The 19,323-nt window shown below is 32.2% G+C and carries 15 protein-coding genes; 9 read left to right on the top strand and 6 right to left on the bottom strand.

Annotated elements, in window-relative coordinates; genetic code table 11:
• Position 1: 1 nt before the first annotated feature.
• Genes nagA through DICTH_RS09455 form a run of 3 tightly spaced genes read right to left on the bottom strand, consistent with a single transcriptional unit; the run spans position 2 to position 3,433 of the window.
• Positions 2-1,144, bottom strand: coding sequence for an N-acetylglucosamine-6-phosphate deacetylase (nagA, locus tag DICTH_RS09445; protein WP_012548407.1), 1,143 nt, complete (start codon positions 1,142-1,144; stop codon positions 2-4).
• Positions 1,145-1,867: a sugar isomerase domain-containing protein gene (locus DICTH_RS09450; RefSeq protein ID WP_012548063.1), complete on the bottom strand. Its 723-nt coding sequence runs from the start codon at positions 1,865-1,867 to the stop codon at positions 1,145-1,147.
• Positions 1,868-1,873: 6 nt separating this feature from the next.
• Positions 1,874-3,433 carry a hypothetical protein gene (locus tag DICTH_RS09455; RefSeq protein WP_236608266.1) on the bottom strand — a complete coding sequence of 520 codons (1,560 nt, stop codon included), beginning with the start codon at positions 3,431-3,433 and terminating at the stop codon, positions 1,874-1,876.
• A gap of 273 nt (positions 3,434-3,706) precedes the next feature.
• Between DICTH_RS09455 and DICTH_RS10070 the strand changes: the two genes are divergently transcribed.
• Entirely contained in the window at positions 3,707-3,847 is a 141-nt protein-coding gene (locus DICTH_RS10070; protein ID WP_158301529.1) for a hypothetical protein, read from the top strand.
• A gap of 103 nt (positions 3,848-3,950) precedes the next feature.
• Positions 3,951-6,263: an HD domain-containing phosphohydrolase gene (locus DICTH_RS09460; RefSeq protein ID WP_012548497.1), complete on the top strand. Its 2,313-nt coding sequence runs from the start codon at positions 3,951-3,953 to the stop codon at positions 6,261-6,263.
• On the opposite strand, the gene DICTH_RS09465 is transcribed toward DICTH_RS09460, so the two are convergent.
• From DICTH_RS09465 to DICTH_RS09475, 3 genes are read right to left on the bottom strand one after another with little or no spacing between them, the layout of a single operon-like run.
• The gene (locus DICTH_RS09465) at positions 6,256-7,575 is read right to left on the bottom strand and encodes a cyclic 2,3-diphosphoglycerate synthase (RefSeq protein ID WP_012547374.1); all 1,320 of its coding nucleotides are present in this window, start codon (positions 7,573-7,575) and stop codon (positions 6,256-6,258) included. The two genes, DICTH_RS09460 and DICTH_RS09465, sit on opposite strands and share 8 nt — an antisense overlap.
• Positions 7,572-8,660 carry an alanine/ornithine racemase family PLP-dependent enzyme gene (locus DICTH_RS09470; protein WP_012548047.1) on the bottom strand — a complete coding sequence of 363 codons (1,089 nt, stop codon included), beginning with the start codon at positions 8,658-8,660 and terminating at the stop codon, positions 7,572-7,574. Before DICTH_RS09470 ends, DICTH_RS09465 begins: the two co-directional genes overlap by 4 nt.
• Before the next feature lie 3 nt (positions 8,661-8,663).
• Positions 8,664-9,521: an EamA family transporter gene (locus tag DICTH_RS09475; protein ID WP_012546958.1), complete on the bottom strand. Its 858-nt coding sequence runs from the start codon at positions 9,519-9,521 to the stop codon at positions 8,664-8,666.
• Between the two features lie 38 nt (positions 9,522-9,559).
• Between DICTH_RS09475 and DICTH_RS09480 the strand changes: the two genes are divergently transcribed.
• From DICTH_RS09480 to DICTH_RS09510, 7 genes are all read left to right on the top strand, one after another.
• Positions 9,560-11,077: a hypothetical protein gene (locus DICTH_RS09480; RefSeq protein ID WP_012547777.1), complete on the top strand. Its 1,518-nt coding sequence runs from the start codon at positions 9,560-9,562 to the stop codon at positions 11,075-11,077.
• Positions 11,074-11,814, top strand: a complete 741-nt coding sequence (locus tag DICTH_RS09485; protein WP_012548645.1) for a hypothetical protein — start codon at positions 11,074-11,076, stop codon at positions 11,812-11,814. The genes DICTH_RS09480 and DICTH_RS09485 overlap by 4 nt, the downstream gene beginning before the upstream one ends.
• A gap of 66 nt (positions 11,815-11,880) precedes the next feature.
• The gene (locus DICTH_RS09490; protein ID WP_012547075.1) at positions 11,881-13,083 is read left to right on the top strand and encodes a hypothetical protein; all 1,203 of its coding nucleotides are present in this window, start codon (positions 11,881-11,883) and stop codon (positions 13,081-13,083) included.
• A gap of 15 nt (positions 13,084-13,098) precedes the next feature.
• Entirely contained in the window at positions 13,099-14,076 is a 978-nt protein-coding gene (locus DICTH_RS09495; RefSeq protein WP_012548655.1) for an AAA family ATPase, read from the top strand.
• Complete coding sequence (locus tag DICTH_RS09500; protein ID WP_012548525.1) at positions 14,076-14,948, top strand: DUF58 domain-containing protein; 873 nt, start codon at positions 14,076-14,078, stop codon at positions 14,946-14,948. Before DICTH_RS09495 ends, DICTH_RS09500 begins: the two co-directional genes overlap by 1 nt.
• Positions 14,945-16,630, top strand: a complete 1,686-nt coding sequence (locus tag DICTH_RS09505) for a vWA domain-containing protein (RefSeq protein WP_012548146.1) — start codon at positions 14,945-14,947, stop codon at positions 16,628-16,630. Before DICTH_RS09500 ends, DICTH_RS09505 begins: the two co-directional genes overlap by 4 nt.
• Positions 16,627-19,299, top strand: a complete 2,673-nt coding sequence (locus DICTH_RS09510; protein ID WP_012548784.1) for a VWA domain-containing protein — start codon at positions 16,627-16,629, stop codon at positions 19,297-19,299. Before DICTH_RS09505 ends, DICTH_RS09510 begins: the two co-directional genes overlap by 4 nt.
• Positions 19,300-19,323: the final 24 nt, after the last annotated feature.

The raw sequence follows: 19,323 nt of genomic DNA on the forward strand, positions 1-19,323 counted from the left end.
ATTACGAGGGGAAGACTTTCTTCCCCTTTACCATGGTCATTTTTATGTTTAAATTTTCATCAAAAACATTAATATCTGCATCTTTACCTATATCTATACTTCCTTTTCTATCTTCTATGCCAAGAAGTTTTGCAGGAGCATAGGAAGCCATAAAAACTGCATCTACAATGTCCATCCCTGTCATACTCATCATATTTTTTATAGCCCTATCCATAGTGAGAGTACTACCTGCAAGAGAGCCAGACTCAAGAACCGCTCTTCCATTTTTAACTATTACCTTCTGGCCTGAGAGCTTGTACTCTCCATCATCAAGTCCTGTAGCCATCATAGCATCAGTAACAAGTAAAATTTTTTCCTTAGATTTTAATTTAGTTACCATCTTTAGGATTACATCAGATAAATGATAACCATCAACGATGACCTCTACACTTACATCATTAACAAGGGCATATCCCACAATTCCAGGATCCCTATGATGAAGAGGCCTCATACCATTAAAAAGGTGAGTAATATGGGAAAGTCCATTTAAAACTGCCTCCCTCATCACATCATACGATGCATCGGTATGTCCTGCAGAGATAATTACATTTCTTTCCTTAAGATATCTTATTACTTTAAATTCTTTATCTTTTTCTGGGGCAATAGTCATTAACTTTAAATAAGGGGAATATAATTCCTCTAAAACCTCAATATTAGGCTCTAAAATATGCTCTTCAGGTTGAGCACCCTTGTACTTAGGATTTAAAAAAGGACCCTCTAAATGCATCCCCAAAACTCTTGCACCAGCTTTTTGGTTTTCTATATATCTTTCCAATTTTTTAACAGCCAACTTCATACTTGTTAGGGGGCCTGTTACTATAGTAGGTAAGAAACCAGTAACTCCTTTTGAAGCCAAAAAAGTTGTTATCTTTTCTATATCGGAGTAATCACAATCTAAAAAATCCTCTCCAACAGCTCCATGAATGTGGACATCAATAAATCCTGGAGAAATATAAAAATTACTAAAATCATAATCTACTTTATCTATACTACTTTCCCTTTTTTCTCCTATATGTACTATCCTACCATTCTCAATCTTTAAGAATCCATTCTCTAAAATTCTATCTTTTAATATTACTTTTCCCAAAATAACAATACTACTCATTTAGAAACCTCTAACCCTTTCTCTATAAACCTCTATCAACTTTTCATTTATCTCCTGATTCTTACTACTAATAGGAACTCTAAAGACAGGAGGAATAATACCTATATTTTCAATTTTATAAATCACTTCAGTAAAAATATCATTGATCACTAAAAGAGGAATTAAAACTCCTAAAGGACCCACCTTTATATCTCTATTCTCTTCTAAGGCCAAGAGGAGCTCATCGGAAGGACCAGGCACCAAAATAGCAAGATCGACAAGATCTTTTAAATTCTTTTTAGATGAATGTTTTGAAGTTTTTGCTGAATTTTCTTTATTAATAATCCCTATAGTAAAGATGCCTTTTTTCTTTAACTCAAGGCATACATCAATAGCAACAAGATCTCTGCCACTATATGAGGCTATATAAAAAATATCATTCTCCTTTACATTAATATTAGCAATTAAGCTTTTACCGTATCCTTCATTCTTTTCAAGATAATTAGCCCTGTAAATACTCTCAGAATATAGCGTACTTAAATCTAAAAGAGGATTTATACAAGCCAGAGCACCAGGCTTAAAAAATAGTTCCATAGGGATAACATTATAATGACCATAACCTAAAATATGTATTATTCCTCCATTTTTAATAGCTTCAACGGTTTTATCGACTGCTTTTTGAAAATTGTTACTCTCCTTATCTAATTCCTCTAAAAGACTAATTAAAGATTTTAGATACCTCATAACTTATTATAACACCATTTGGTCAAGTAAATTAATTAATCTTTTCCTTTGCAACTTGTTATCAAGGTAATAAATAGAAAGAATTAAAGGCGTCTTTTTAAGTTGATAATATTTTAAAAACTTTTCAGGAAAGTAATTAGATTCAGGTTCCATTTCCCATTTTAAATTGTATCTTACATAATTTCTTACAAAGACATCTATAAGATTTCTATCTTTCTCCTCTAACTCAAGGTACCTTTTTATAAAATCTACTCTCCTTTTTTCAGAAATCACATTAATAAATTTAAGAACTAAGCATTTTCTTGCCTCTATTATTGGATCTACTCTGAAAATTCTATTTAAAAATTCCATAAGGTATAAATCCTCATCTACTATCCTCAAAAAGCCTTCAAAATCTCTTTCCATAATTTTTACCAAACTCCCGATATCATTGTCTCTTTTAAAATAATCCCTATTAATAAGACTCATATAAGTTGAGACCACGCCAATTATCCTTTCTCCAGTAGAGAGTTTAATAAATTTATCTCTATTTTTCCCAAAATATTCTTTCCTTATCTTCTCTTTGAAAAATTCATTAACTATAGGAAAGGGAGCTTCAAATAAATCAATATTCTCTCTATATTTTTCCATAATTTTTCTTATAGTATTTCCCTTTATCTTTAATGTTCGACCTCTAAGCAAGTTTGAAAGATTTGTCTTCGTAATTTTCAACTCCTCTGAAAGTGTGCTTAAGTTCTTACCTTGAAAAAGCTTTTTTAGGTAATTTCTTACTTCATCAGTATTTTCATAAACATCTATGTTTAAATTTATTTTTCTAACATCAAAAAATTCTTTAAGCGTCTTATAGTGCTCCTTTGTTCCCCAACCTTTCCCTTCAGGAAGTTTCCCATAAAGAGTAACCACCATATCTCTCATATTAAAAACATCTTCTCTTTTTAACTTCCTTTGAATATGAAAAAGGGTATCAACAACAAAAAAACCACTTTCTATGTTTTCTCGAAAGTATCCCAAATAGTATAAGGCACCTTCTGCAAGCTTTAGAGCAAATAAGGGATGTCTATCCCTTAAACACCATGCAGAATTGTTTAAAGAGTATATCAAGCCTGTGGGATGAGGTATATCTCTTGCTATCTTAATGCTTTGGAAATAATATTTTATCGCCTTCGATAAATTTCCCCGCTTATTCTCTTCGTTAGCTTTATTAAAAAGCATAAATAGATAAGTAGTCTTGTCCTCCACATAATCTCTGCTCCATAATCTTACCTTTGATACACCACTATAAGAAATGTTACTTATAGAATAACTCCAAAGAGTAGGTGCAATAATTCTTCTTGCGAGAAGGGGTATTTTAAAAAAGTTCTTTCTTAACTCATCAAAAATCTTATCTGCAGACTCATCTTTTACAAGCTTTGATAAGTATAAAAGCTCTGCTTGCAATAAATAGAATAGAGTTAAATTATCCTCTGCCTTTTTCAGAGATTTCTTTATAATTTCTAAACTTTTATTCCATTCTCCTCTCCACTTATATTTCTGAGCAACAAAATAATGATGCCAATCCTCTGGCAATTTCTCCTCTAAAACAAGGTTTAAAAAAGGCTTTGAAAAATTGCCATATTTAAATAAAATATAAGCAATAATAGGCACTTTTTTATACATAGTATAAATTTATTATATCAGAAATCATTGTAAAAATCTTATAATCTGAGTTTCCCATTAAAAAGTTTTTTAAACTATCGAGAAACTCTCAAAATAAAAGTTTTTACGGATGGACATAATTTGATTATCAAATAAAATCCCTTATCCTTAAAGACAAGAATCCTAAAAGGGAGGTATATAAAAATGAAAAAGATAATTGCAATTATTATAATAGTTGTTCTAACTTTATTGAACGCTGTGTTAGCAGATGAAGTTATAATTGCAAATCAAACTTGTATTTCCAAACCACCAGTAGAAATTGTAGTAGAGACATCCTCCAAATAAGCTGAGGGGGGAGGGGGGCCCGTTAAGGGTTTCCCTCCTTTTTTTATTTTTATGAAAATTTTCATCATGCAAAAATTTAAAAATCTGAGTAAAATAAAAATAAATGAAGAAATTATTTTCAATAATTTTAATAATAATTATAATTACCTCTCTATCCTTAGGTGAAGAGAATAATACCCTTATCTTAGCCGGAGATTTTAATTTACCACCTATAGAGTATTTGGATTCACAAGGCGTTCCTAAGGGTTTTGCAGTAGATATTGTTAATGAACTTTCCAAAAAAATAAACAAAAAAATAGAAGTAAAACTTGTACCCTGGAATGATGCAGTAGAGCTCTTAAATACAGGTAGAGTAGATGGCATAGAGTTTATGAGAGTTACCGAGGAAAGAAAAAAGAGATACGACTTTATAACCTATTTAGAAAGTTTTAGTGTGATTGTTGTACCTGTTAACTCTACCATACATAACTTTATGGACTTGAAGGAAAGAAAAGTAGGAGTATTTAATCTTGATGTAGCTCAACTCTTCCTTAGAGATATTACTCAAACCATTTCTTACAAATCTTCCTACGAGGTACTTTTAGGAGTACTAAGAGGAGAGGCAGATGCTGGAGTTATCAATTATTATACAGCTAAATGGCTTATTACCCAGAATAATTGGAACGATAAATTGAAAATTCTTCCTGACAAATTATTTACAAACTACGCTGGAATTGCCCTTCCTAAAGGAAGCCCTTACTTTTTAATCCTTAAAAAAGGAATAGATGAAATAATAAAATCCCCCCAATATATATATCTTTTACAAAAATGGTTTGGTGAAGAAGTACTCTTAAGGCTTGAAATAAAAAAGAAAGAAAGCCAAACCCAATGGCTTTTAACTCTCCTTTCAATACTACTTTTTATATCTCTTGTAATTTTCCTTAGCAGAAGGTACTTAAAAAAAGAAGTAGAGAGACAAACTTTTGAGATAAGGAAACTTCTTGAAGAAAACAAGAAAAAATATGAAGAGTTGAGAATAGGATATAACTTTTTAAAGGAAATCTCTACAAAAAATATACAAGAATTGGAAAAAACCTTCTATGAGGAATTAAATAGACTTTTTCCTGAAAATAACATAAGACTATTAAAAAGAATAAACAGTGAATTTATAAATCTATATCCAAAACAAGATCAGCTAAAAATAAAAATGGAAGATTTAGAGATAGACAAATCCCAAAAAGTATATATAGACATAGAAAACAAAATTCAATATGTAATCTGTTATGAAAAAGAAATACCTGAGGGACTATTTGATCTTCTTATAGAGGAATTCAAACATGTTATTGAAAAAACAACCCTAATAGAAAAATTAGAAAAAGAAAAGGAAGTTTCAGAGCTTATTGATCTTTTTTCAGAAAAAACAGAAAAAGTAACCCCACTTGGGAGCATCCTGAAAAGAGTTCTAAATATATTAGATGCGGATGCAGGTTCCATAATGGGATATGATGAGGATGATAATGTACTAAGGATTGTTGCAAGTTTTGGTCTCCCCCAAGAAGTAGTAGAAAATACTGTATTAAGAATGGGGGAGGGTATAGCTGGTTGGGTGGCTCAACATAGAGAACCTTTAATCTTAGAAGATGTTTATAAGGACAAAAGATTTGTTATAATTGAACCTCGTTTTAATATAAAATCTTCTATATGTTATCCCTTAATTTATAACAACAAATTAGTAGGAGTTTTAAACATAAATAGCTTAAAAGATTTTAAAAAATTCGATAAAAATGATTTAGCAATGGTAGAAAAAATAGCTTCTGTTATTGCCTACTTACTTTACAAAGAGGAATTAGAACAGAGAATACATAGATTAAACAAAGAATCATTAATTGTACTTGTAGAGATGATTGATGCAAGAGACCCCTATACAGGAGGACACTCAAGAGAAGTAAGAAACATAGCAGTAGACTTTGGTAAATATATAGGTCTAAAAGAGGAAGAGTTAAAAATCTTAGAATATGCGGGATATCTACATGATATTGGAAAAATAAAAGTTCCTGATTATATTTTAAAAAAGCCAGGAAAACTCTCGGATGAAGAGTTTATGATAATGAAAATGCATCCCGTATGGGGTGAAGAAATACTTAAGAATGTCTCTGCTTTTAGAGAAATTGGAAAATTAATAAGATACCATCATGAAAGATGGGATGGAAGAGGATATCCTGATGGACTCTCTGGAGAAGAAATACCTTTTTATTCAAGAATTCTTACCCTTGCAGACAGTTTTCAAGCAATGACCGCATATAGACCGTACAAAAAGAGATTAGCTATCGAAGAGGCAATTGAAGAAATAAAAAAATGTAAAGGCTCCCAATTTGATCCAAACCTTTCGGATTACTTTATAGAGATGATTATAAAAAGTAAAGTAAAAATTACTTAGTTCTTTCCTTTACCCAACTCTCAATTAGCTTTTCTAAGGCTCTTTCTTCATAATCCTCATATTCATAAAATACCCTTATAACTTTTTTTCTAATCTCAATCACCCTTCTCAAATCAACAGGAGTACCAATTATCACATACTCACAATCAGATCTATCAATAGTCTCCTCAAGCTCCCTAAGTTGCTCTTTATTATAACCAAGAGCAGGAAGCACCTCCTTTAGATGCGAATACTTCTCATAAGCCTCCTTAATGCTACCCACAGCATATTCCCTTGGATCCACTATTATTGCTCCTCTCTCTTTTGCAAAGAGATAACCTGCTCCAAAGGGCATCTCTCCATGAGTGACGGTAGGCCCATCTTCCACCACAAGTACTCTCTTGTTTTTTATGTCTTCTTCTTTTTCTGCCTTAATAGGTGATTTAGCATATACTATTTTACATTTCTTATTTTTCTTCCTTATATTCTCCACCACTTCTTCAATCTTCTCCTTTGGAGCAGTATCAACCTTATTCACCACAACAATATCTGCAAGGATTAAATTGACCTCTCCAGGATAATAGGAGATTTCATGCCCAGCTCTGTAAGGATCTACAACAGTAATATAAAGATTAGGCTTATAAAAAGGAAAATCATTATTGCCTCCATCCCATACAATCACATCAGCCTCTTTTTCAGCTTCCTTTAATATCTCTTCATAATCCACACCTGCATAAACCACCGCCCCTTGCCTTAAATGAGGCTCATATTCCTCTCTCTCCTCAATGGTACATTCATAAGTATCAAGATCTTCCATCTTCTCAAATCTTTGAATCTTCTGTCTTAAAAGATCTCCATAGGGCATAGGATGTCTAACAACCACCGTTTTAAGACCCATTCCTCTCAATAATCTCACCACATACCTTGTGGTTTGACTCTTTCCAGAACCTGTCCTCACTGCACATATGGCAATCACAGGTTTCGTACTTTCAAGCATAGTCTCTATACCTAATAATTTGAAGTCAGCTCCTAAAGAAAGTATCATACTTGCTTTCTGCATCACATAATTATAGGAAACATCACTATAGGAAAAGATTACTTCATCCACTTTGTATTCTTCAATTAATTCTGAAAGCCTATCTTCAGAAAATATAGGTATTCCATTAGGATAAAGGTCTCCCGCAAGTTCTTTAGGATAAACCCTATTCTCAATACCAGGAATTTGAGTAGCAGTAAAAGCAACCACCTCATAGTTAGGGTTATGCTTAAATAATACATTGAAATTATGAAAATCCCTACCTCCAGCCCCCATAATAATTACTCTTTTTCTCATAGATCTACCTCCTTGTAGATCTTTTTCACAAAAGGAGAAGTAAAAGCCTGCAGTAGAGCAGAATAATTCAAAGAAAAGCTTATGCTATCCCCCACTTTCAAATCATCTCTCTCAGAAATATCTACAACAGTATAATCTGAAGTAGCCCCTAAGACTTCCACCCCTAAAATTTCTGGTTTTATGCCCTCAGGATCTATATCTTGTCTTCCAAAATTAAGAATAGCTCTTTTTCTTACACCCCTTGCCTTAAAGGATGGTTTATGCCCAAAGGCATCCTCCCCAATAACTCCCCAGGGGACAGAAGGCTTCTCTTTTACCTCCAAAATCTCTCCTATAAACCTAAAAGTATCAGTTCTTGCTCCAGGAATAACTTTTCTATATGCTGTTTCTCTCCCTAACATAATTCCTTCGCCAATTCTTAAATGATTTACTCCCAAAGGTATCTTCCCCTTAAAAAGGAGAGGAATAGTGCTAGAATTTCCTCCAGAAACAATAGCAAAAGAGATATTAAACTTCCTTTTCAAATCATCAACAATTTCTATAAAATCCATATACTTTTCTTCGGTAGGAATAACACCTCCAAAACAAGTAAAGTTAGTTCCGACCCCAAAAAGTTCAAGATTCTTCATTTTCAAAACTTCCCTAACAACAAAATAAAGTTCTTCTCTATTCCATATACCCTCTCTTATATCTCCCATCTCTACCATAATTACTACTCTATGCTTCTTTTTAAGTTTTTCGCCAGCCTCATTCAAAGCCCTAAGAGTTGATAACTCTGAGTTTAGAGAAATATCTGCATACTTTATTTCCTCCTCTACCTGAGAAAGACAAGGAAGTCTTATAAGGGTAAAATTAGTATTTAAATTACTTTCCTTCATTCTCTTTATACTCTCAATTCTTGAATCAGAGATTCCAAATACTCCAGCCTCAACAAGAACCTCTGCAATCTTTGGATCTCCAAGAGATACCTTCGTGACCCCATCAATTAAAATTCCATAATCTCTCCCTTTTTCTACTATTATCTTTGCATTATGATAGATTGCAGGAAGATTTATCTCTAAATAAGGAGAACATATATTATCCATAAATTACCTCCAATTAAGAATCCATGCCCCTAATATCATAACTAAAACCCCAATAGTCCTCTCTTTTATACTCTCCCTAAAAATACTCTTGGCAAGAATTAACGTTATTATCATACTCAACATGGAAAGAGGCTCCGCAATACTAACATCTATACTCCTAAAGGCAATAAGAAGAAATAAATAAGAATAAGCATTAATAGCTCCAGCAATAATGACAAGAAAGGTTTTCTCCCTTAAAATCCTAATAACCTCTTTTAACTCCTTCCTAAAAAGAATATAAAAAAATTGATAAATACTTATAACAAGGTAAAGGAAAAAACAATAAAATAAAGGATCAACCTTCCCCACTACAAAACCATCAATGGTTCTTCCTATAGCTATAAGGAAAGAACTTCCCAGCATATAAAGAGTCTCTTTTCTCTCAAAAAGTGCTTTAAGAGATCTAAGTAGATTTTCTTGTTTATTAAGAAAAGAAGCTCCATAAACTAAAAGGAAAAGTCCCAAAACCTTTTGAAAAGTAAAAGGCTCACCAAGAAATAATGTTGTTAAAATAAGAAGAAAGAAAACATTAAAATTATAAAGAGGACCTACTAAAGATGCTTCTCCTATAGATAATGATTTAACATAGAGTACAAAGGATATGGAATAAATAAATCCACTTAAGATTCCAAATTTCAGCCTTGCAAAGTCTATAGAAATATTTTTGTTAAAAGCAAAGGGAAGGAGAAATAAAGTAGCTATAAAGAAAAAGAGAAAGGATGTAGCTATGCTATCGCTCTTATCTCCTACCTTTTTTACCACAATCTTTTCGTACCCAAGAAGTATAATTCTACCAAGCAAAAATAAATAAGCTATAATCATAGAAATTATTTTATCACAAAAAATTGTATAATTTAGGTATGAAAAAGATAATTTTGTTAATTTTTATACTAATATTCTTAACTTCTATATCCTATCCCCAGGAACCAAGCTTTAATATTTCCTTAGGAATAAACTCAGAATGGAAATTAGAAAGATTTTCACCTCTTTTCATAGAAATCTACAACCCTGGAAATCGCCTAACTTTAAAGATAGAAGTCATATATAATCAAGGACTTAGATATGCAGGATACTGTGAAACTATATATCAAGAAAATGTTGAGATTCCTCCTCTTGCAACAAAAAAAATTGAATTTCTAATTCCTCCCATAGATTTCAGATATCCTCTAAGAGTAAGAATATGGCATAACAATAAGTTACTAAGGGAGGAAAAAATTGAAATATCCTTTGAAAAAATAGTTCTTCCTCTCATTCTCATTCTTGGGAAAAACATCCCTCAACTACCCATTTCCCAAAAAGCAAGGATCTTAAGAATATATGATGAAAGACTTCTTCCCTTAAACTACAAAGCCTATGATACCTACGATCTGGTATTAATTGACAAAGACTTTTGGAAAACGCTACCACAAAATTTAAAAAATTCTATAACCATGTATAAAATTCTCACAGGAAGAGTATATTTTATGGACGAAATCAAAAAAATCTCCTTAGAATTATTAAAAATACCACCTGTAAGCATAACTATTCCCCACAATACAATTCTTTACAATCCTGACATTAGCCTTCTTCAAGGACAAAAATTCCTATACCCCGATAGATTTACTATTGTAATAGCATTATTTGTCTATTTCCTATTCCTGTTTGTATGGAAAAGATACCTCCTAAGAAAAAGATTCTCCTTTATTATTTTCTCTATATTTATTCTTCTCTCCTCTGTTTTTGGATTTCAAATAAAAAATTACTTTGAAAAAGACGCCCTCGCAATTTCTGAAAAATCTATTATATATCTTGATCCAGAAACCTTTGTTGCAGAAAACTACTTTAACCTATCCATCTTCTCTCCCTTTAAAAGAAACCTTTCCTTTAATTACTCTCCCAATATTTTTCTCCTTTACAATGCCTACTATCAACCCCAAAAAGGGAAAATATCCCTCATCATCGATCGAAAAGAAAATAATGGCAAGATCACCATCGAGAGAAACAGAGTTTATTTTTTGGAAGGGCTTTCTTTTCACTTTTTACCTATAAATATAGAATTTAGAGAACTTTCCGACCGATTTATTCTTAATATTGAAAATGATGCAAACTTTGATCTAAAAGATTTGATATTAAAATCGGGAAATGCAGAAAACTACATAGGAAGTATTATGAGGGGAGAAAGGAAAAGCATAGTAGTATGGAAGAGTGGACTCAAAGAGCCTTCTCTTCTTAACGAAATTCTCAAAAATTATCGCTTTAAAACCCCTTTGATTTCCCAAAAGAAAATTCTTCTTTGGGGAAGAATAAAGGAACCTATAAATCATTTTAACTTTGAATATATAAAAGTGGATATCTACAGAGACAATATCTTAATAATACCCTTGGAGGAGAAAGAATGAGATTTTGGTGGCTAACAGAGTTTAAATTTAAAATCAATGATAGAAAATACATGAAGACAGAATTCACTTATTTTTTTATCCTTCTTCTTTTAACCCTTATTTTATGGCCATCAAAAACCTTAGATGTGAATAAATACTATATACCTGACCTATTCCTTATTTTTTCTCTATCCCATTTTTTCTTCATAACCTATCTTTCGTCTTTAATTTCTTCGGGGAATCTTCTTGCAGAAAAAGAATTTAAAACACTAAGCCTCGTAAGATATTCGGATTTCTCCATTGTAAACATTCTTTTAGGAAGATTTTTATCTACCCTTTTATATATTCTTTATCTTTTCATAATCCTTTTCCCTTTTAATCTTATAATAAGCTTTACAGGAAGTACTAATAAGATCCTTATTCTCTATCTACTGATATTAATAGATTCTATACCTTTAATTGGTCTTGGCCTCTTATGGTCTACCCTTATAAACCCTGCCTTAAACTGGTTTTCTCATTGGATCTCCTATTTAGCCTTTATAATAATTCCCTTTATCTTTCCCTCAACCTTTTTCTTTTTTCCTCTAAACAATATTCTCTGGTTGGTAGGAGCAGAAAATGTTCTCTATGTAAGTGTAAACTTTAATCCATCTAAGCATCTACCTGTAATTATTTTGTTCTATTTACTTATTTTTTTAATATCTATACTAATAGCCCAAAAAAGATTAAAATATTATAGAGGAGAGAAAAACAAATGACATTTTTTCGGTAACATAGAAAGACTTATTAAGAAAGCAAATCTATACTATCTTATTGAGGGCTTATTGGTATCCACTTTTTTTACCTTAAATCTTTTTCTTCTATTAAATCTTTTCTCACTAAGGGTTAGCTTTGCTGTATATTCTATACTTTATATTCTCACTTTTTATCTCTACATACGACTAAAGAAAAAGCCCGACCATTATAAGATAATTTTTAGAGCTGACAGACACTACTCTTTAGAAGAAAGACTAATCACTTTTTGGGAGTACAAAGATTTTAATGATTCTTATGGCCTTATAAATAAATTAAAAGAAGAACTTGAAGAAAAACTTTCTAAAATTGATCTTTCTAAAGCTTATAAATTCAAACCATCAAAACTTTTAAAAGGTTTATTATTATTCTTTGTAATTCTTCTCATATTCAATCTTGTATACTCCTTTCCAAAGGACATATCAAAAGTCATAAACCTTGCTCACGAGAAAAATAAAGAGCAAAATCAAAATCTTCAAAAAATAGTAAATAATAAAGGTAAAATGCTTGAAAATGATCTTCTAAATGAAAAATTACAAAAAGAGAAAGCCTCCGAAGATGAATTCTATAAAGAGAAAATAGGCGATCTTCAAAAGCCTAAATCTTTGGAAGAATTTTTATCCCAATATAATTTTGATAAAAACACTTTAAAAAACGAAAAGATTAAAACTGCCTCTTCTAATAAAACTCAGGAAGAAAAAGAAAACTCTGAAAATAAAAATAAAGAAGAAAAAGGAAAAGAAAATAAAGAAGCTTCCATAGATAGTAGTAATCTTCCTTCGTTGGCGGGCAAAAACCAAGCTTCCTTAGCCCAATCTCCTAAAAGTTCAGGAGCTGAAAGAGAAGGAGAAGAAAACTTGCCCAAAGAAGATTCCAATCTCTCTCAAAATTCACCCCAGGAAAGAATGTTACAGAATCCTATTCCTGGCGAAGGATTACCCGAAAAGACAAAACAAACAGGATCTCTACCTGGTACTGAAGAAAGAGAAACAAAACTTGGAGAAACAGAAAGTCAAAGAAAGGTATTTTCAGGAGAAAAAATATATGTTCCACCCTCTCTTTCGGAAAAAGAAGGTAAAAACTATCTATTTCAAGCCCCTACTTTGGAGGGTAGAAGAAAAACCTCAGGAGGTAATATTAGCTTGAATCCCTCCTATGAAAGAGAGGATCCAACTGCATCAAGAATTCTTCCTAAAGAGTTTCAAGAAATATTAAAACTATACTTTTCTCAATAAAGGAGGTCGTTTCACTTGGCTTTATCTCTTCAAGACTTTACCGATGTGGTAGGAAGGATAAAAAATGAGATCAGTAAAGTAATAGTAGGATACAGTGAGATTATTGATTTTACTATCATAGCTCTCCTTTCAGGAGGGCATGTACTCCTTGAAGGTGTGCCTGGAATTGGAAAAACTTTGCTTGTTAAGACATTAAGTGAGATTTTAAATCTAAAGTTTTCTCGAATCCAATTTACTCCTGACTTGATGCCTGCCGATATTACAGGAACAAACATAATTATGGAAGATGAAAATGGAAGAAAACATTTTAAATTTCAAGAAGGCCCTATCTTTGCCAATATCATCCTTGCAGACGAAATAAACCGAGCTACCCCTAAAACCCAATCTGCCCTTTTAGAAGCCATGCAGGAAGGTAGTGTAACTTCAGGAGGAAACATCTACCTACTACCTAAGCCCTTCTTTGTCATGGCAACCCAAAACCCTATTGAGATGGAAGGAACATATCCTCTTCCTGAGGCTCAACTTGACAGATTTTTCTTCAAACTAATTCTCACTCCTCCAGGAGAGGAAGAACTTCTTGAAATTATAGAAAGAACCACAAATGTTGAGATGCCAAAAGTAGAAAAGATTGCAGATGGAACTACGATCGAAGCCTTAAAACAATTAGTAAGAAGTGTACCTATTTCAAAAGCAGTAAAAGAATATGCTGTAAGAATCGTACTTGCCACCCATCCTGAAAACAAATATGCCACAGGAAAAGTAAAGAAATATGTGAGATATGGATCAAGCCCAAGAGGTGCCCAAGCACTAATATTAGGAGCAAAAGCTCTCTCATTATTAAATAATAGAGCCAACGTAAGCATTAAGGATATACAGAAGGTGGCAATTCCTGCCCTAAGACACAGAATTATCCTAAGTTTTGAAGGAGAAGCAGAGGGCATAACCCCTGATGAGATAATTCAGAATATTCTGGAGGAGATAAAAGAAGATTAATGGAAAAATTAGATATTGAGTTTTTAGAAAAACTTGAAAAGTTAAGACTTGCCGTAAAGAGGCTAAGATTTAAGAGTAGCCTCGGAGAAAGAAAAAGCCCCAAAATGGGGCGAGGAACAGAATTTTCTGACTATAGATCTTACCAAATTGGAGACGAATTAAGATATTTAGACTGGAACATATATGCCAGATTTGAAAAATTTCTTGTAAAACTTTTTGAAGAAGAGGAGGATGTAGAGGTACATATTCTTCTTGATGCTTCTTCCTCTATGGATTTTGGAAATCCTTCAAAATTCTTCTATGGTAAAAAACTTGCCTTAGCCTTCGCATACCTTAGTCTTTCCTCTTGGGAAAAAACTACCTTTTCCTATTTTCAAAACAAAACCAAAGAGATCATTCCGTTAGAGAGAAAAAAGGAGAATATATATAAACTTTTAAATCTTTTAAATGAGATAAAGCCAGAAGGTATTACTAACATAAATGAAACAGTTAAAAAATATGCTTCATCTTTAAGAAGGAAAGGTATTTTAATTCTTATCTCAGACTTCCTCTCCTCAGACTTTAAAGAAGGAATAATATACGCAAGATATAAAAAACTACCTGTATATATTGCCCATATAATATGTGAAGAAGAGATTTCTCCCTTCTATTCAGGAAACCTAACCCTTGTGGATAGCGAAACAGGAGAAAAAATAGATCTCTTTCTTGATGACGATATGAAAATAAAGTATCAGAAAACATTAGAGAAATTCCTAAACGAGATAGAATACTTCACCATGCTTTACAATGTAGAATACTTAAGAAGCATAACTACTATTCCTATAGAAGATCTTATTCTAAAATATCTAAGAGTAGGTGGTTGGATTAAATGAACCTTAAATTCTTAAATCCCTTTTTCTTACCATTGTTGTCCTTAGAAATACTAATAATAATCCTATACCTTATAAAGCCTAAAAGATTAAGATTAAAAGTTCCAAGTCTTCTTTTATGGGAAAGACTCTTAAAAGAGGAACCTATAGGAAGATGGTTTAAAAAACTTCCTAAAAACTTAATTCTTCTCCTTCAAATCTTAACTGTCATGTTTATAATTCTATTCCTCTCAAAACCTGTTCTTAGTTTTGAAGGAATAGCAGGAAGGCCTGTTATCTTTGTATTAGACTCTTCCGCAAGTATGACCGCAAAAGATATCTCTCCATCCCGCTTTGAAAGGGCAAAAACAGAAATTATAAACTTTTCTAAAAAAATTCATAATAAAGCCTCTCTCATTATAGTCAAGGATAAACCTCAGCTTTTAATCTCTTCGGGAAAAAATACTGAGATTGAAAAAGTCTTAAAAGATGAAAAACCCTTTTTAGGAGAAGGAAACCTAAATTATGCTATAAGTTATGTAGAAAACCTCTTTCCTAAAGAATCTTGCGATATACATATATTTACTGATGGTACAGAAAAATTAGATATTCCTAAAAATTCTCAAAACAATTATTTTATCCATATAATTGGGAAGGGAGGAAAAAACTTAGCAATTCTTGATGGTAGGGTATTTCAAAAAAATGAAGAGGTCTCTCAAATATTTTTAAAAATTGGGAACTTTAGCAATAATTCAGAAGAAATTCCCATAACTGTAAAGAACGATGGCAAAAATCTTTTTAGAACCAAAATACATTTACAGCAAAAAGAGATAAAAACTTTAACCTTTGAGACTCCAATATTGAAAGGAAAAATAGAAGCCTCTATAGATATGAAGGATGACCTTCCAGAAGACAATATTGCCTATTTTTATGTACCAGATTTTTCTCCAAAGATATTAATTATAACCATGGGAAATCCATTTTTAGAAAAGGCTGTAAGAGCTATACCTGGAGCTAAGGTAGAGATAAGAAGAGACATTGTGAAGATGGATTTTAAAAATTATGATTTCTTTATCTTTGATGGCCTAATACCCTACCTGAAAATTCCAGGAAAATTTCTCTTTATAGGAGCTTATCCTGGTATGGATCCTAATAAAATAGAAAAGGTAGGAAAGGTAAAAATACTCTCCTGGGAAGACCACCCTATTTTAAGATTTGTACAGCTTTATGGAACTCAAATAGATAATGCCTATGTATTCAAAGACGAAAAATTAAAAACTATCATCTATTCTACAAAAGGACCTGTAGGTTATTACTTAAAAGAAGAAAACATGGAGGGGGTTATACTTTCCTTTGATCTTCTTTCCACATCATGGATATATCACGACTCTTTCCCACTTTTCATATACAATTTAATAAAATATATGCTATCTTACGATCCTCAAAGACAAGTACAAGAAAATTTAAACTTTACAGGATTCTATGAAGATCCACAAGATAAGAGAGTCTACGCAATAAATTTATTCTCTGAAAAAGAATCTAAAATAGAACCCCAAATAGGATCTCAAGAAGTCATCTCTTCTAAGGAGAAACCAAAAGAAAAATCTTACATTAGTCTTGATCTATCCTACATTTTTCTATTTTTAGCTCTGATAGCCATATTTTTTGAAATGCTTCTTTACATGGGAGGAAGGATTTATACATGATAAGCTTTGAAAAACCGTTATTTCTAATCTTAATACCCATAATATACTTCCTTATTAAGAGATATAAGAAAAAGGCAGTTTTAAGATCTATAGAGATATTACTTATTTTACTCTCCCTTTCTGGGATGAAGTTACTGTCTTATTCAGATAGAGTAAATACCTTCTTTTTACTTGATCAATCCGCAAGTATTCCTTCCTGGGAAAAAGAGAGAGCTATAAGTTTTATAAAAGAATCTCTCAACAATAAAAAGATTTATGATAGAGTAGGGCTTATATCCTTTGCAGGAGATGTAAACGTAGAACAAGATTTGTCAGAAAACCTTGACCTTTCAAACATCTCTGGTATTAAAAATCCATATTTTACTAATATAGAAGAGGCTTTGAACCGAACACTTCTCCTTAAACCCCAACAAAAACCAGCAAGAATAATTATCTTCAGTGATTTACAAGAAAATGTAGGAAGAGTATTAAACTTGGAAGAAAGAATAAAAAAAGAAAAAATTCAAATAGACGTATTTCCCTTAAATACCTCCTTTCATAAAGAGATAGCCATTGAAAAAATCCAAAACTCCGATATAGGACATTTAGGACAAGAATTTCCTGTGAGTATAAGAATAAGAAGCTATGGTATAAAAGAGGCAAAATTGAAGATAAATTTTGATGGTACATCTCAAACCCATGATTTAAAAAACCTTCAAGAAGATAATATCATCTCTCTATCTCTTAAATCCCAAAATACAGGATTAAAAGAGATAGAAGCAGAAATATATTCTCCTGAAGATACTTATAGAGATAACAATGTAACCTCCTCTTACATATACATCCAAGGGAAACCTAAAGTTTTATACCTCATAGGGAGAGATTTTAATCCAACTTTTGCCAAATCTCTTGCGGTACAAGGTTGGGATGTGGTCTTTGATTCCAAACCATATCCTCAAATTCTAAATCTAAATTCCTACCAAGCGGTAATTATGGACAATATTCCCCAAGAAGATCTATCCATTGATAAAATGGAAATCCTTAAAAATTTTGTAACTGAAAAAGGAGGTACTCTGTTAGTATTAGGAGGAGATAAAAGCTTCTCTGCAGGAAATTATCAAGGAACTCCTTTAGAGGAAATCTTACCTGTAACATTAAGACCAGAACAAATACTTAAAAAGAGCAATGTTGCTATAGTAATAGTCCTTGATGCCTCTGGAAGCATGGGAAGTTATTCTGGAGGAGACATGAAAATGGAGCTTGCAAAGGAATCTGCTCAACTTGTCCTTGATCTTCTGGAAGAAAAGGACTACTTTGGACTCATTGCCTTTGATCATTCCTATCAATGGATTGTCCCATTACAACCTCTTACTAATAAAGAAGAGACTGCAAGTTTAATATCCAAAATATCTCCTGGAGGAGGTACTGCCTTATATCCACCTTTAAAATCTGCCGGAGAAGCTTTAATTAAAGCTCCTATTAAAAGCAAACATATCATCGCAATTACCGATGGACAAACCGAAGGTGGCGATTTCTATAATTTGGTAAAATACTTAGCAAAGTATAAAATTACTGTATCTACCATAGGTATAGGAGAAGATGCTAATATACCCCTCTTAAAAGATATAGCTAATTGGGGAAATGGCAGATTTTATCATACATGGAATATAAGGAATCTTCCTCAACTTTTACTCTCAGAAACAAAAGCTTTATTGAGATCTAATATAGTAGAAAAAAATTTTGTACCTAAGTCTTCTACAGAAGAAAAAATAGAGGTTCCTCCATTAAAGGGATATGTTCTCACATCTCCACGATACCCTTATCCCACCATACTTTCTTCTCCAGAAGGGGATCCTATACTTGCAAGGGGACAGTTTGGTCTTGGACAAGTAATAGCCTTCACCTCTGCATTAAAAGGTTACTGGGGAGATGAGTGGCTAAAATGGAATAAATTAGGAAAATTTTTCAGTGAAATGTTGAGAGAAACAATACCCCACCAAGTACCTGAAATAAAAGTTTCCATAAGAGAAGAAGAAGGAAAAGGAATTATAAATGTAATTTATGCTGATAAAGAAGGAAATTATATAAATTTTGCCAATTTAAAATACACCCTTATTGATGTACAAGGAAAAGAGCTAAAAGGAAGCCTTTACCAAAAGTCTTCAGGAACCTATGAGGCTGTATTCCCTATAGAAAAACTTGGAAAATATCAGATCACTATTAAAGATAATGATAAGGTTCTTGCTAAAGTGCCATGGTTCTTTGGAAGTTCACAGGAATTCATACCTAAAACCTTCAATAAAGAATTGGCCCAAAAAATCACTTCTTTATCCTTAGGGAAAATTATATCCTCTCCTTCTGATGTTTTTAGGAGAATGCCTTACCAGGATGCAGATAAAAAAGACCTTTCTCCATTTCTTTTAATAATTTGTATAATACTTTTCTTTATAGAACTCATATTAAGAAGATGGAGAGAAATTCAAGAAATAATATTAAATCTTCTTGGAAGGATAAAGATAGCAGAAGATCAGGAATGGTATAAAAAAATAGAAAGCAAAATGATAGAAGAGTTTAACAAAAAACCTACTCCTTCTATGCTTGAAACTGTAACCCTCGAACTTCGAGCAAGAATGTTTATAGCACATCTTAAAGAAGAAGAAAGAAAAAGAAAAGAAAAAGAGAAAAAATAAAAAGAGCTAGGAGGTTGTCCCTCC

This window comes from Dictyoglomus thermophilum H-6-12 (assembly GCF_000020965.1).
Lineage (GTDB): Bacteria > Dictyoglomota > Dictyoglomia > Dictyoglomales > Dictyoglomaceae > Dictyoglomus > Dictyoglomus thermophilum.